The sequence below is a fragment of the Limibacillus halophilus genome (assembly GCF_014191775.1).
In the GTDB taxonomy this organism is placed as follows: domain Bacteria; phylum Pseudomonadota; class Alphaproteobacteria; order Kiloniellales; family CECT-8803; genus Limibacillus; species Limibacillus halophilus.
Genome location: NZ_JACHXA010000001.1, coordinates 530,268 through 543,304 on the forward strand (window position 1 = coordinate 530,268; position 13,037 = coordinate 543,304).

Annotated in this window: 15 protein-coding genes; 3 read left to right on the forward strand and 12 right to left on the reverse strand. The window is 59.1% G+C overall.

What is annotated here, in order from left to right; all coding sequences use genetic code 11:
- The first annotated feature begins 76 nt into the window (after positions 1–76).
- Complete coding sequence (locus FHR98_RS02460) at positions 77–445, forward strand: hypothetical protein (RefSeq protein WP_183415028.1); 369 nt, start codon at positions 77–79, stop codon at positions 443–445.
- Between the two features lie 72 nt (positions 446–517).
- Positions 518–703 (forward strand): hypothetical protein, encoded by a 186-nt coding sequence (locus FHR98_RS02465; RefSeq protein WP_183415029.1) that lies wholly within the window; start codon positions 518–520, stop codon positions 701–703.
- Between the two features lie 37 nt (positions 704–740).
- Here FHR98_RS02465 and merA read toward each other — a convergent pair whose 3' ends face one another.
- The 11 genes from merA to FHR98_RS02520 all read right to left on the reverse strand — a co-directional run bounded on the left by merA (position 741) and on the right by FHR98_RS02520 (position 9,938).
- Positions 741–2,132 (reverse strand): mercury(II) reductase, encoded by a 1,392-nt coding sequence (gene merA / locus FHR98_RS02470; RefSeq protein WP_281369906.1) that lies wholly within the window; start codon positions 2,130–2,132, stop codon positions 741–743.
- 4 nt (positions 2,133–2,136) lie between these two features.
- A complete protein-coding gene (merF, locus tag FHR98_RS02475) occupies positions 2,137–2,379 on the reverse strand; it encodes a mercury resistance system transport protein MerF (RefSeq protein WP_183415031.1) in 243 nt (80 codons plus the stop codon).
- Positions 2,380–2,487: 108 nt separating this feature from the next.
- A complete protein-coding gene (gene ccoS, locus FHR98_RS02480) occupies positions 2,488–2,640 on the reverse strand; it encodes a cbb3-type cytochrome oxidase assembly protein CcoS (protein ID WP_437126607.1) in 153 nt (50 codons plus the stop codon).
- A complete protein-coding gene (locus FHR98_RS02485; RefSeq protein WP_246377325.1) occupies positions 2,637–4,886 on the reverse strand; it encodes a heavy metal translocating P-type ATPase in 2,250 nt (749 codons plus the stop codon). The genes ccoS and FHR98_RS02485 overlap by 4 nt, the downstream gene beginning before the upstream one ends.
- A 23-nt stretch (positions 4,887–4,909) precedes the next feature.
- Positions 4,910–5,707 carry a DUF2189 domain-containing protein gene (locus tag FHR98_RS02490; RefSeq protein WP_183415033.1) on the reverse strand — a complete coding sequence of 266 codons (798 nt, stop codon included), beginning with the start codon at positions 5,705–5,707 and terminating at the stop codon, positions 4,910–4,912.
- Positions 5,708–5,717: 10 nt separating this feature from the next.
- Positions 5,718–5,942 carry a hypothetical protein gene (locus FHR98_RS02495; RefSeq protein WP_221205678.1) on the reverse strand — a complete coding sequence of 75 codons (225 nt, stop codon included), beginning with the start codon at positions 5,940–5,942 and terminating at the stop codon, positions 5,718–5,720.
- The gene (ccoP, locus tag FHR98_RS02500) at positions 5,939–6,820 is read right to left on the reverse strand and encodes a cytochrome-c oxidase, cbb3-type subunit III (RefSeq protein ID WP_183415034.1); all 882 of its coding nucleotides are present in this window, start codon (positions 6,818–6,820) and stop codon (positions 5,939–5,941) included. The genes FHR98_RS02495 and ccoP overlap by 4 nt, the downstream gene beginning before the upstream one ends.
- Positions 6,811–6,984 (reverse strand): cbb3-type cytochrome c oxidase subunit 3, encoded by a 174-nt coding sequence (locus tag FHR98_RS02505; protein WP_183415035.1) that lies wholly within the window; start codon positions 6,982–6,984, stop codon positions 6,811–6,813. The genes ccoP and FHR98_RS02505 overlap by 10 nt, the downstream gene beginning before the upstream one ends.
- Before the next feature lie 5 nt (positions 6,985–6,989).
- Entirely contained in the window at positions 6,990–7,718 is a 729-nt protein-coding gene (gene ccoO, locus FHR98_RS02510; RefSeq protein ID WP_183415036.1) for a cytochrome-c oxidase, cbb3-type subunit II, read from the reverse strand.
- 6 nt (positions 7,719–7,724) lie between these two features.
- Positions 7,725–9,383 carry a cytochrome-c oxidase, cbb3-type subunit I gene (gene ccoN / locus FHR98_RS02515; RefSeq protein WP_183415037.1) on the reverse strand — a complete coding sequence of 553 codons (1,659 nt, stop codon included), beginning with the start codon at positions 9,381–9,383 and terminating at the stop codon, positions 7,725–7,727.
- 93 nt (positions 9,384–9,476) lie between these two features.
- Complete coding sequence (locus FHR98_RS02520) at positions 9,477–9,938, reverse strand: RrF2 family transcriptional regulator (protein ID WP_183415038.1); 462 nt, start codon at positions 9,936–9,938, stop codon at positions 9,477–9,479.
- A 147-nt stretch (positions 9,939–10,085) separates the two neighbouring features.
- Between FHR98_RS02520 and FHR98_RS02525 the strand changes: the two genes are divergently transcribed.
- Positions 10,086–11,246, forward strand: a complete 1,161-nt coding sequence (locus FHR98_RS02525) for an NnrS family protein (RefSeq protein ID WP_183415039.1) — start codon at positions 10,086–10,088, stop codon at positions 11,244–11,246.
- Between the two features lie 79 nt (positions 11,247–11,325).
- Here FHR98_RS02525 and FHR98_RS02530 read toward each other — a convergent pair whose 3' ends face one another.
- The gene (locus FHR98_RS02530) at positions 11,326–12,705 is read right to left on the reverse strand and encodes an aminotransferase-like domain-containing protein (RefSeq protein ID WP_183415040.1); all 1,380 of its coding nucleotides are present in this window, start codon (positions 12,703–12,705) and stop codon (positions 11,326–11,328) included.
- Positions 12,706–13,037 lie beyond the last annotated feature (332 nt).

Sequence of the window (13,037 nt, forward strand, 5' to 3'; positions counted from 1 at the left end):
AATGACCGGTCAAGCGAACAGCTTGTGTTTGGTTCATGAGCGAGACCTCAGTCGAATAATGCTTAAGGCTTGATACATGGTATTGGGAGTTCTGCCGATTGCGATCTTCACCCTTGGCGTTTTTGCGACGACGGTGGGTATTGTGCTGGTGGCCGGCTTTTTGCCGGTGTCGGCTATGCCGGAGGGCTGGTGGACACCGTCGCGCTCATTTCTTGTCACCGGCAACGGTATTCTGATCGTGCTGTTGGTCGGCGGACTATTGCTGTTCGCGATTCAGGAACTTGACTGGGCGACCGCCGTGATTGCTGGCGGGCTCGCTTTGCTTGCGGGGCCTCCTGGGTTCCAGCAATTGCCCGCGGCGTTACGCAATCGCCCCGTCGGCTTGGTGGCTTTCATGGGGATCGGCTTGGCAGTACTGATGGTGACTGTCGCCACGACGATTTGAAACAACTTCGAACCACGCTTCCACCATCAGTGGAAGGGGGCTCTACATGATGAGAACATTGGGAGACGAGCGATGCCAGCACATCTAAAAGCCATGCTGTCGGTTCTGGTGGGAGTCGTGGCGTTGGTTGCCTATTGGTTGGAGGGTCAATCGCCCGAAGGCCCCGCCCCTTGGATCATCCTGGCCCTGGGAGCCTTCATGATCGTTGCCATGTGGGTTTTCCCCGAAGCCGGCAAGGACAAGGTCAAAAAGCAGTAACGCGCCCTTTTTCTAGCGCCGGACAGCCGTTTTGCACTTAGCCGGCGCAGCAGGAAAGTTTGGCCACGTCCTTATCGAAAGTCTGCGCCGCGAGCTTCAGTCCTTCAACGGTCGTCAGGTACGGGAAGATCATGTCCGCAAGATTTTGCACGGTCATGCCTTGGCGGATCGCTAGCGCCGCGGTTTGAATGCTGTCGCAGCCTTCGGGAGCGAGAATATGCGCCCCCAGCAAGCGGTCTGTCGTTCGATCGGCTACCAACTTGATCAAGCCGCGTGTGTCGCGTGCTGCGAGTGCGCGCGGCAGGTAGGACAAGGGTAGCACGGATGACTTGACGGCGTGGCCGCGTTGCCGGGCCTCTGCTTCCGTGAGACCGACACTTGCAATCTGCGGGTCCGTGAAGACCACGGCGGGTACCGCGCTGTCATCGTACCGCCGGCCATCTCCGTTCAAGGCGTTTTCCGCCGCTATCTTGGCGCCATGCGCGGCCATGTAGACGAATTGATCCTGGCCGGTCACGTCGCCTGCGGCATAGACGTTCCGGCGGCTAGTGCGCATGCAGGAGTCGACCACAATACGCCCGTCGGCTTCTGTGTCGATGCCGGAAACCTCGAGGCCGAGCCCTTCGCTATTTGGCCGTCGCCCCGTGGCGACAAGAACCTGCTGGGCATGGTGGGTTGTGGTTTCACCGTCGCTGACGGTCGTCAAGACAACGCCGCCGTTATCCTGAGCAATGCTTTGATAAGAAAGTCCGGCGTGTACCACAATTCCTTCCTCGCGCAGGTATCCGGTGATGGCATCGCCTATCTCCGGTTCCGTGTCAGGCACAAGCCGCCGCCGCGTAAAGAGGGTGACACCTACACCGGCACGGGCAAACATCTGGGCCAGTTCGCAACCGATGTACCCACCACCGATCACAAATAGGGATTCGGGCAGGGTTTGAAGTTCGAGCGCGGTGGTGCTGGTCAGATAGGAAACACCGTCGATTCTCGGAATGGCGGGAATGGCGGCCGCCGCTCCGGTGGCGATGATGACCTTGTCCGCAGGCGCTCGTTGACCGTTTACCAGGACACCTTCTCGGTCAAACGTCGCCCTCCCTTCCCGATAGATGAGCTTATCGTAGGCGGGTAAAAGGTCGGCGTACTTGGCTTGGCGAAGCTGCTCGACAAGGGTGTCCTTCTGCGCCACCAGAGTTTGCCAGTTTTGGAGGCGGGCGGTCGCTTCGATTCCCAAGAAGCGTGAGGCCTCGTTTGCATGATGCAGCGCTTCCATGGCGCGGATGAGAGCTTTGGACGGCACACAGCCGACATTGACGCAGGTGCCACCGATGGTCCCCTGGCCGACCAGTGTAACTTCCGCGCCCAGTTCCGCTGCGGTGATGGCTGCAGAGAAGCCTGCTGAACCGGCTCCGATGACAATAAGATCGGTCATGGCTTTAGCGGCCATCCGGCTTGTCGGCGCAGACAGAGTCCGGGTGGAACTTCCGACGGTAGAGGGCATAGGCGGTCAACAGCAAGAAGAAGCCCAGTGCCGGGAACAGAACATAGTCGATCCATCCGAGCCAAGCAGATAGGCCAACCAGGCCGAAAAGCACGACTAACAAGGGTGTGAAGCAGCAAAGGGCGACAATGATCGATCCAATCGCACCCGTGCGGAACAGTTTTTCGTCGGATTTCATAAGACTCAGGGCTCTCCATATGATGGCGGATGGAAGAACCATAACGCCTGTATCAACTACAGGCTCAAGCACTAAATTTTCACGAATTGGTAAAGGGGTTGGACGGCACTATCCGGGCGTGTCCTCGTCCAGAAGGATGCGCGCAGCCGCGCCATCTAGATCTTCATATTGACCGCTGCGCAATGACCAGAGGAACGCGCAAAGGGCAACCAGTCCTAAAAGCAACGCAATGGGAATGAGAAAAGTCAGGCTGCTCATCATCCGGTGCTCCGCACGACGTGAAGGTCGTGGCGCGGCCCGACCAGTTGCGGCTCGCCCTTCTTCCTGGCGGTAGTATTGGAGGCTCCCAATCGAAGGGCATTCACGATAACGAGGAGGGAGGAGACCGACATCGCTAAGGCAGCGACCAACGGCGTGACGTAGCCAGCGACTGCGACGGGAAGCGCCAACGAATTGTATAGAATTGCGAGCAGGAAATTCTGTCGAATCAATTGCCGCGCGCGCCGCGCTGTCTCCAATGCGGCGGGAACCGCTTCTAGGCTGTCATGCAGGAACACGAAACCCGCGGCGTTTCGACCAATGTCGGCGGCGGATGCCGGCGCCATCGACACCTCGGCGGCGACCAGAGCAGGGGCGTCGTTCAACCCATCGCCGATCATCGCGACCTTGTGTCCGGCCTCAGTGAGCGCCACGATATGCGCCAGCTTGGCCTTGGGAAGCATGCCGGATTCGTAGGCGGGAATGCCCAGTGCCTCCGCGATCGCGCGGACCGACTCTTCGTGATCGCCGGAGAGTATGCCCAGCGCAAGCCCTTCGCGTTGTAGCCGCATCACGGCGTCCTTCGCGCCGGGACGTAGGCGATCCTGAAAGGCGAAGGTGGCAATGAGCCGCCCGTCTTCGCTCAGAACCGTGCGCCCGAACAAGGTCGCATCCGCGCACGCTGTTAGGGCCCATTCGGCCCGGCCAAGCCGGTAGGTGTGGCCCAGCAGACTGGCTTCCATACCCAAGCCCGGTGTCTCTGTCACGTTCTGGGGCGCGTAACCGAAACGTTGTGCTGGGCTGGTGGCCGCGGCAATAGCCTTTGCCAAGGGATGACTGGAGCGCTCAGCAATGGCTCCGGCTTTGCCGAGAACCTCCGGGCGATAGGCCTCCGGCGTCAAAAGTGCGGGACGGCCCAATGTGAGAGTTCCGGTCTTGTCGAAGATCACGGTATCAATTCCGGCCAAACGCTCCAGGGCGGTACCGTCTTTTGCCAGAACGCCCCCATCGAACAGCCGCCTCGCCGCCACGACCTGGACGATGGGCACCGCCAATCCAAGCGCACAGGGGCAGGTGATGATGAGGACGGAAATCGCTACGCTGACGGCGTTGTGCCAGTCTCCGCTGGTCAGCATCCAGCCGAGGAAAGTCAACAAGGCCGCGGAATGAACAAGGGGGGAGTAAGCTGCCGCGGCACGATCGGCAATGCGCCGATAGCGTGCGGCCCCACCTTCGGCCACCTCCATGAGTCTCAGCATCTCGGCGAGAAAGGAATCTTCGGCGCGCGCCGTCACCTCGACGGTCAGCGCCCCCGTCAGGTTGACCATCCCCGCCTTGAGATACGAACCGCGCTCGACCGGCAGGGCCATACTTTCGCCCGTTGCAATGGATGCATCGATATCGGAGCGGCCCTCGACAACCCGGGAATCCAGGCCGACACGGTCGCCGGGGTTGATTCGTAGACGCATGCCGGGAGCAATCTCGCTAATCGGCCGGTATTCCTGACTGCCGTCGCTCAGCAGCACCGTTGCCCCGCGCGGCGCCAAACGCATCAATCCACGCACCGCGACGCGTGCTTTCTCCCGCATCATGTGATCGAGCGTGCGGCCGATCAAAAGGAAGAAGAGAAGTGTCACCGAGGCATCGAAGTAAGCATGCTTGCCGCCGGTCAGGGTGTCATAGAAACTAAGGCCGAACGCCAGGGACACGCCGATGGTGATCGGCACGTCCATATTGGTTCGCCGAGCTTTCAGCGCTGTCCAGGCAGAACGGAAAAACACTTGGCCGGAGTAAGCCAGGACGGGTAAGGCGATGAAGGCGGATACCCAGTGAAACGACTGCCGCGTGGCAGTATCCGCTCCAGACCAGATCGACACAGACAGCAACATGATGTTCATTGCGCCGAACCCGGCGACCGCGAGCGCGCGTATCAGGTGCGTCAGTGTTTTGTCTTCGTCCTCCTTTCGGTCTTCATAGAGGTGCGCTGCATAGCCGGTTTGTCTCAAGGTCTCGATAAACGGCGGTACATTGTTGCCCCGCCACTTGATGCTGACTCGTTTGGTAGACAGGTTGACGCGCGCGTTCTCTACACCCTCTAGAGCCTTGAGGCCGCCTTCGACCGCGCGAATGCAGGCAGCGCAATGAATGCCCGGAACCGACAGATCGGTCTGTAGCAAACCGCCACCAAGATCATAGCTGGAAAGACGCAACTCGTCCGACAAGGGAGGGCCGCCCTCGCCTTGCGTCATTGCCGCATTGGGAAGGCAGCAGCTCATTTCATTGCCCGGTATCCATGCCAGGTCGCGTGCCCCAGGAGCGGAAAGACCAGAATCAGCCCTACTAGTCCAGTCGCCACACTCAGAAGGAAGAGCAGCAGGACGATGGCACCCCAGGCGATCATGACCGGGAGGTTGTTCCATACCATGGAAATGCTGGTACCCATCGCGGTGAAGGCATCGGTCCGCTCGTCATAGAGGCGGGGAACGGCGAAAACGCTGATGGCAAAGGAGAAGGCGGCGAACAAACCACCGATAGCGGTGCCCACGAACAGCATTGCCCAGCCAATCGATGTGGTGAAAAGCATGGCGGCCACATCATCCAACCCAGGGAAGGGCCGAAGGCCGAAAAACAGGGCATAAACAATCACCGCAGCCCGAATCCAGGCCAGTATCAATAGGCAGAGAATGGTTCCCGTAAAAAGTACCTGCGGTCCGGATTTGGCCCGCACCATAATCATCCGCCCCAACCGCACGGGCGCATCGGTTTCGAGCGCGTGGCTCTTTTCATAGAGCCCGATTGCCAGCAAGGGCCCGACAACCATGAACCCGGCCAGTGCCGGAAACAGGATGTAATCCATGCCGAGCGCAATGAGCCCCCAGACGATGCCGAGCGATACGCCGAATACCGCAACGCCATAGGCCAGACTGGGCAGCGGTTTGTTCCATAGATCGCGCCAGCCGGCGGCCAGCCAGTCAAAAGCCGCCGTCGCGGGTAGGTTGCGTTGGCGCTGCTGCGCCAAGGGCACCGTGCTGTCTTGGGTGGGGCTATTCGGAGTCGCTGTGTTGCTCATCTGCGGGTCCTCAGCAAGCCGATTTGGCGGCGCGGAACGGGGATTCCTCGCCGATCTTTTCCGCGGCGGGAGATTTTAAGTGCGGTACGCAATCGGGCTGTGAGGTTACCGCCACATAGACGAAATGCGCGTTTGCACCGACCAGAATCAACGCCCCGAGGAACACGGCGACAAGCCAGCCCGATGAACGCTTCCGACTGTTCACGCGTGGGCCGCCAAACGGAAATTGGCTCATCGCGAGGCCCTCCCCAGTGTTCCCACATAGATAGCCAGCATCTTTATCTCAGTGGACGATAGGCGGTTCTCCCAGGCCGGCATCTGGCCCTGGCGCCCTTGCATGAGTGTGGTGAGGATCGCTTGGCGATCACCGCCATATATCCAGATCGAATCGGTCAGGTCGGGGGCGCCGACCTCGGTCATGCCGCGCGCGTCCTCGCCGTGGCAGGCCGCGCAGTTATCCGCGAAAAGATTGCTTCCTGATTGAATTCGCTCAGGCGGCTCACCGCTTACCGCCTGCGGGTCGCTCAGGGATTGCACGTAGGCGGCTACGTCCTTGATCTCCGATCGCGCGAGAATCCCGTCCCGACCAAAGGCCAGCATCTGCGACTGCCGGGTTTCGGGGTGCGTGGCGTTGATACCCACGCGAATGGTTTCGGCCAGGGTTTCCGGATCGCCCCCCCACAGCCATGACTTGGCCGAAAGGTCAGGGAAGCCGGGATTTCCGGTTCCCTCAACGCCGTGACAAACGCCGCAGTTGTCAGCAAAGAGCGTGCGTCCGGTTTCGCCGATCTTAGTCATCAACTCAGGGTCCGCGGCTATGGCATCGAAGCTCCGTGCCGCCACTTCGTCGGTCCAAGCGCCACGCTCGGCTTGGGCGCGCTCGACCTGCATCTGAACGATATCTTTTTGATCCAACCCAAGCAGACCTCTGGTGTAGGTCGTGCCGATCGGCCAGGCGGGCATTAGGATCCAGTAGATGATCGAGAACAGGATCGTTGCCGCCAGGAAGAAAAGGACGACACGCGGAATCGGCGTGTTCAGCTCTTCGATGCCATTCCACTCATGGCCCGTTGTTGTTCGTCCGGTAATGGGGTCGCGCTTGCCTATGTCCACGGCCTGTCATCCTTGTCGAGAATGCTTTTCTTGGCCTGCTGAAATCGAGATTGGTTGCTAGGCCAGAAGGTGTAGATGAGAACGCCTAATGCCAGGGCGATGAGATAGAAAAGGCCCCAGCTTTTCGAAAAGCCGACCAAGGTCTGGTGATCAAAGAACTCCATCTTGCCTACTCCTTGACCGCAGGCGCCGCATAGGCGGCGTCGGTCAGTTTACCGAGTATTTGAAGGTAAGCGACAACCGCATCCATCTCGGTCAACCGGGACGGGTCGCCGTCAAAGGCGCGTAGGTGCGTAGCTTCACCGTAGCGCTGAGTCAGACCCTCCACACCGCGGCTGTCCGGTGTAGCTTGTGCCTTTGCATCCTCGGTGGCGTTCTGGATCATGTCATCCGAGTAGGGAACGCCGACCTTGCGGAGCGCCGCGAGATGTTGATCCAGATCCTCGACCTTCAGGCGTTGGCGCTGCAGCCACCCATACTTTGGCATGACCGATTCAGGCACGACGTCGCGCGGATTGATAAGGTGGGCGACATGCCAGTCATCGGAGTACTTCTCGCCGAGGCGGGCGAGGTCCGGCCCGGTGCGTTTTGAACCCCACAGCATAGGATGGTCGTATTGGGATTCCACGGCCAGCGAGTAGGGCCCATAGCGCTCCACCTCGTCGCGCAGAGTGCGAATCATCTGCGAGTGACAGGCATAGCAGCCCTCACGGATGTAAATATTGCGGCCGGCTATCTCCAGTGGCGTGTAGACGCGCATATCCGGCGCGGCCTCAACCGTTTCGTCGATCGTGAAGAGCGGAGCAATTTCCACGATGCCGCCGATAGCGGCCACCAGGACGATGGCGATGACGAAGCCGATGGAGTTGCGTTCTAGCTTGCGATGAAAATCTGGCATGATCTTTTACTCACCCGGCTGGAGTAGCGGTTTGGCGGCATCCGCCGGGATATCCTTGTCATCGGCGGTCTGCACCGTTCCCGGGGCCGCCGCGCGGATGGTTTTGAGAACATTGTAGGTGCCAACCATTGCGCCCAGCAGGAACAGCAGGCCCCCAAAAGTGCGGGCGATATAGTAGGGATGCATCGCCACCAGGGAATCGATGAAGGAGTAGGCCAGCGTGCCACTGTCATTGTATGTGCGCCACATCAGGCCCTGGATGATGCCCGAGTTCCACATGGCGAAGACGTAGACGATGGTTCCGGACAGCGCCAACCAGAAGTGCACTTCCACCAGTCTGGCCGAGTACATGCGCTCGCGCTTCCATATCCAGGGGACCAAGGCGTAGATAGAGCCGAAGGTGATCATCGCCACCCAGCCCAAAGCGCCTGCGTGCACGTGGCCGACGGTCCAGTCGGTATAGTGAGATAGGGAGTTCACCGGCCGGATGGCCATGAAGGACCCTTCAAAGGTGCTGAGACCGTAGAATACGGCTGCCACCATCATAAACCGTAGCGTTGCGTCGTCGCGAACCCGGTGCCAGGCGCCATTGAGCGTGGCCAGGGCGTTGCCCGCCGAGGCCCAGGAGGGAACCAGCAACACGACGGAGAACGTCATGCCCAACGTCTGCACCCACTGCGGCAAGGCCGTGTAATGAAGATGATGGGACCCGGCCCACATATAGAGGAAGGTGATTCCCCAGAAACTGATGATCGAGAGGCGATAGGAAAAGATCGGCCGTTCGGCGCGCTTGGGTAGATAGTAGTACATCATGCCAAGGAAGCCGGCGGTCAGGAAGAAGGCCACCGCATTGTGTCCATACCACCACTGGGTCATGGCGTCCTGGACACCGGAAAACAGCGAGTAACTCTTGGCGGTCCCCAGGGAGACCGGGATCGCCAGATTGTTGACGATGTGAAGCATGGCCACGACCAGAATGAAGGCCAGGTAATACCAGTTGGCGACATAGATGTGCGGCTCCTTGCGCCGCGCCAGGGTGCGGATGTAGAGGAGGAAATAGACAACCCAGACGATTACCAGCCAGATGTCTGCATACCACTCTGCTTCGGCATACTCCTTGGATTGGGTGAGGCCCATGAAATAGCCGCTGATCGCCAGAATGCAGAACAGGTTGTATCCCAGGAGAACGAACCAAGGCGAAAACTGATCGGGCAGACGTGCACGCGATGTCCGCTGCATTACATGGAACGACGTAGCGATAAGCGCGTTGCCGCCAAACCCGAAAATGACCCCGGAGGTGTGGACGGGGCGCATACGGCCGAAACTCGCCCACCCAGCGTCGAAGGTTAGATCCGGCCAGGCCAGAAGGGCCGAAACCCACAGCCCGAAGAACATGCCGAACACGGCCCAAAGCATAGTGAGGACGACGCCGACCTTGATCGGATCGTCATAGTAACTCGACAGACGTTCGGGGTCGGGCTCGGCTTCGAAATAACCATGCATCACGACGAAGGCCAGGCCAATCGCATAAAGTAGAATGATAAGCCCGTGAACGCCGAGCGGCGCGCCGTTTCCAGCCCCGGCAAAAGCCAGTCCGATGACCGCGAGCAACAGCAACACGGCCAGCGACCCAAGCCGCTCACTTCTGGTCAATTGTGAAATCATGTCGTACCTGTCTCTTCACGTGAGGGTCGCCGGATTGGGGCGAACGTTCTTCCTGTTTCTATGAAACCGCGCGCCACCTGTCTTTGAGCTAGATCAATTGAGCGAGCCCAGGTTTTCGGTACCGGGAATTTCCAACAGGGCGGCCAGCGCGGGTCCGTTCCCCAGCGCATCGGCGAGCGAATAGGCGCGCAATACGTCGAGGTAGGCCTCCAGCGCCTCGTGGAACATGCCCTTCAAGCGGCATTCCGGTGATATGACGCAGTTGCCGCCGGTCGGCTTCATGCATTCCACCAAAGCAAAATCGGTCTCCAGCGATTTCATTAACGCGCCAATATTGATGTCAGCCGGATCGACCGCGAGATTGATTCCGCCGCTGCGCCCGCGAAGGCTATCGACTAATCCCAGGTTCTTTAGTTGCAATGCCACTTTCAAAAGGTGATGGCGGGATAGTCCATATGCCTCTGCGATCTCACTGACGGTGCAGGTCCGGTCCGTCCTCAATGCCAGGAAGACCAGCAACCGTAGGGCATAGTCGCTGTGCTGGGTCATACGCATCGCTTAGTTCCTTGAATGGGCCGCCCCAAATTTCAGGCTCTTGCGGATTTTGTTAAAAGTAGTATTTAATATGCCACTTAAATGATTAAGCGTCCACCCGGAAATCGCCAAGATCGAGTCGGCGCTTGGAAAGAATGGCAGGTAATCATGGAACGGTTGTTTGCGCGTGCCTTCGCGGTCTTTTTTCCAGCTGCCGGCCTGCAGGCCGCTCTGCAGATCGGCATTTGGGTAAACGGTCTGAGCGGCGGTTGGGTGCCGCCATCGGCGCTCGACCCTCTGGCACTACACATTCATGAAATGCTTTTCGGATTTCTTTCAGCGGTAATTGCCGGGTTCTTATTGACGGCGGTCCCGAACTGGACGGGCCGACTACCCCTGAAAGGGCGGCGGTTGGCGTTCCTCTTCTTCTTGTGGTTGGCCGGGCGGTTGGCGCTGCTCTTTGGCGATTCAGCACCTCAATTGGCGGCGGCGATCGATAGCTTGTTTCTGCTGGTTCTGGCGGCTGCGGTCTGGCGGGAAATCCTGGCGGCCGGAAATAAGAAGAACATACCGGTATGCATCCTCATATCCCTGCTGGCCCTGGCGAACGCCGGTTGGTTGATCTCATATCTTTCGGGCTTCGAATCCCGCGGCTTCGAGCGGGCGGCCTTAGGCGTTTTTGCGATGTTGATCGCTATGATTGGCGGGCGGATTACACCGAGTTTCACGCGAAACTGGCTTGCGAAACGAGGAGATAGGGAAGGGCTTCCGGCTTCCGTCGGCACTTTCGATAAGGTCGCGTTGGTTTGTGTGGCGGTTGCGTTGGTTGGTTGGGTTGCGGCGCCGGAGTCCTTGGCTGCCGGCATATTGCTCCTCATTGCTGGTGCAGCCACGCTGCTGCGCTTAGGCCGCTGGGCGGGCCATCGCACGATCGCTGAGCCGCTTTTGCTGGTGCTCCATGTCGCCTATGGCTCGCTGGGGATCTCGCTCCTGCTGTTGGGCGGAGCAGCACTCTGGCCGCATCTGATTTCTGTGCCCGCCGCGCTGCACAGTCTTACCGCCGGAACCATTGGGCTGATGACCCTGGCTGTCATGACGCGTGCCATGCTTGGGCATGCCGGTCGTCCCTTGACCGCCGACAAGGTGACCCAGGTCATTTATCTGCTATTGGTGGTCGGCGCCGTGTTGCGTGTGGCGATGGGTTGGATCGACACAGCCACACAGCCATTCCTGATGTTGGCTGGTATGTCCTGGGGCGGGGCCTTTGCGCTGTTTGCGTTCTGGTATGTGAGGCTGCTTTGCCTGCCTCAACGCGAGCCCGGTCACTGAATTAGACCTGCCGCTCGCAGCAGTCCCAGCATACCACCGCAAGCCTACCGCCTGTCTGTGCCAAGCGATCCAGCAGCTATCAGATAATAACGTTCTTTGGCATGTTGTATTGCGATAGGGTGTCATTGATCCGCATCAGCCCTTCTTCCATGAGGGCTTGATTCTCAGGCAAGCCCAGACTGATGCGCACAGCTCTTGGGGCATCCCTCGGATCAACGGCAAAGGGGCTGCTTGGGGCAATTGCAACGCCGTTGGCCCTGGCGGCCTGGACGAAATCTTCGCTGCGCCATTCTTCGGGCAGGCGCAACCACAGGTGATAGCCAAACGGCTGGTCCGTAATATCGAACTGTCCCAGAATACGTCGAGCGGCGGCTTGCCGACGACCCGATTCCGCTCGATGCCACTCTAGCACGCGGTCGGCAATCCCGGACTCGATCCAGGAGGTGACAATCTCCGCAGTAAGCGGTGGGGCCGACCACGTCGTGGCATGGACGGCGTTAGCCACATAATGGATCATATGCGACGGCGCGACCAGATAGCCGATCCGTAATCCCGGCGCTACGGTCTTGGAAGTTCCACAGACGTAGTAGCAATCGCCAGTCGCCATCGTGAAAATCGGTGCCGGATTACCAGCGGTAAGGGGGCCATAGATATCGTCCTCGACAATGGGCACCTGATAGCGCTCGGCGATTCTGGCAATCTCCTGGCGCCGCTCCAACGGTAAGACCGACGCTGTCGGGTTGTGGATCGTTGGCGTAAGGTAAAGTGCCGCCGGCTTCTCTTCCCGGCATACTTCCTCCAGGCTGTCTGGCACCAGCCCTTGGTCATCAATCCGCAAGCCCCTTAGCCGGACACGGAAAAGGTCTGCCAAACTGCGAATACCGGGATAGGTGAGGGCTTCGGTGACGACCAGGTCGCCTGGTTGCGTCAAGACTGCGAACGTTGCCATAAGGGCCTGCTGCGCGCCGTTGGTCAACACGACCCGGCCCGGTTCTACAAAAACACCAGCACGCTCGACCCACTTCGACCCGGCAATGCGGTGCTGCAACTTACCAGGCGCTTGATGATACCCGAGCAGCCCCATAGTGCGCACCCGGCCCGAGAAGGCCGCCAGCTCACGAGATAGGGCCTTTTCGACTTCAGATGTCGGCGGTTGATTGATCCTGAAGTCGATGATACCGCTTTCGGTGGTGGCGCGCTCGCTTGATGCGGAAGGATTGCTGACATAGGTGCCGCGCCCCACCTCGCCGACCAGAAGCCCGCGCAATCGTGCTTCCGAATAGGCGCGCGTGACCGTTGCCACATTGACGCCCAGTCTGTCTGCCAGGGCGCGGTGGGTCGGCATTTGGGTTCCGTGCCGGAGAACGCGGTCCGCGACATCGCGTTCGATAGCATCGGCGATCGCTCGGTACAAAGGGACCTTGCGATCATCGATATTCGGTGTCCATTCTTCAACCATGAGTTCTCTATAAAGCATATTGTCTGTGTAGACAATTCATGAAATCACTCTCAAAGATGGCGTATTTAACCATAGCCGATCCGGCAGCAGCCCCGGTCTTGCGGTTAGCCTTCGAATTTTCGTCAGGGGCTTGTTGTAGCAAGAGATTTCAAAGAGAATTGCTGTGCATCTCGACCGGTAGTGACGCGCAGATCTCTTGGGTATCGCCATAAAAACAGTACAATTATGCGAAAAATTCAGATATTGACTGACATTGTAAGCTTACGTAATCCTAATTGTTGCGGTCAATTGTATTACAATATCGACCAGGCGTTTGAAACTGGGCGAAAAAT

Excerpts from the sequence above, each read along its gene's own strand:
- FHR98_RS02460 (WP_183415028.1), top strand. The coding sequence starts at position 77 with ATGGTATTGGGAGTTCTGCCGATTGCGATCTTCACCCTTGGCGTTTTT.
- FHR98_RS02465 (WP_183415029.1), top strand. The coding sequence starts at position 518 with ATGCCAGCACATCTAAAAGCCATGCTGTCGGTTCTGGTGGGAGTCGTG.
- merA (WP_281369906.1), bottom strand. The coding sequence starts at position 2,132 with ATGACCGATCTTATTGTCATCGGAGCCGGTTCAGCAGGCTTCTCTGCA.
- merF (WP_183415031.1), bottom strand. The coding sequence starts at position 2,379 with ATGAAATCCGACGAAAAACTGTTCCGCACGGGTGCGATTGGATCGATC.
- ccoS (WP_437126607.1), bottom strand. The coding sequence starts at position 2,640 with ATGATGAGCAGCCTGACTTTTCTCATTCCCATTGCGTTGCTTTTAGGA.
- FHR98_RS02485 (WP_246377325.1), bottom strand. The coding sequence starts at position 4,886 with ATGACGCAAGGCGAGGGCGGCCCTCCCTTGTCGGACGAGTTGCGTCTT.
- FHR98_RS02490 (WP_183415033.1), bottom strand. The coding sequence starts at position 5,707 with ATGAGCAACACAGCGACTCCGAATAGCCCCACCCAAGACAGCACGGTG.
- FHR98_RS02495 (WP_221205678.1), bottom strand. The coding sequence starts at position 5,942 with ATGAGCCAATTTCCGTTTGGCGGCCCACGCGTGAACAGTCGGAAGCGT.
- FHR98_RS02505 (WP_183415035.1), bottom strand. The coding sequence starts at position 6,984 with ATGGAGTTCTTTGATCACCAGACCTTGGTCGGCTTTTCGAAAAGCTGG.
- ccoO (WP_183415036.1), bottom strand. The coding sequence starts at position 7,718 with ATGCCAGATTTTCATCGCAAGCTAGAACGCAACTCCATCGGCTTCGTC.
- ccoN (WP_183415037.1), bottom strand. The coding sequence starts at position 9,383 with ATGATTTCACAATTGACCAGAAGTGAGCGGCTTGGGTCGCTGGCCGTG.
- FHR98_RS02520 (WP_183415038.1), bottom strand. The coding sequence starts at position 9,938 with ATGCGTATGACCCAGCACAGCGACTATGCCCTACGGTTGCTGGTCTTC.
- FHR98_RS02525 (WP_183415039.1), top strand. The coding sequence starts at position 10,086 with ATGGAACGGTTGTTTGCGCGTGCCTTCGCGGTCTTTTTTCCAGCTGCC.
- FHR98_RS02530 (WP_183415040.1), bottom strand. The coding sequence starts at position 12,705 with ATGGTTGAAGAATGGACACCGAATATCGATGATCGCAAGGTCCCTTTG.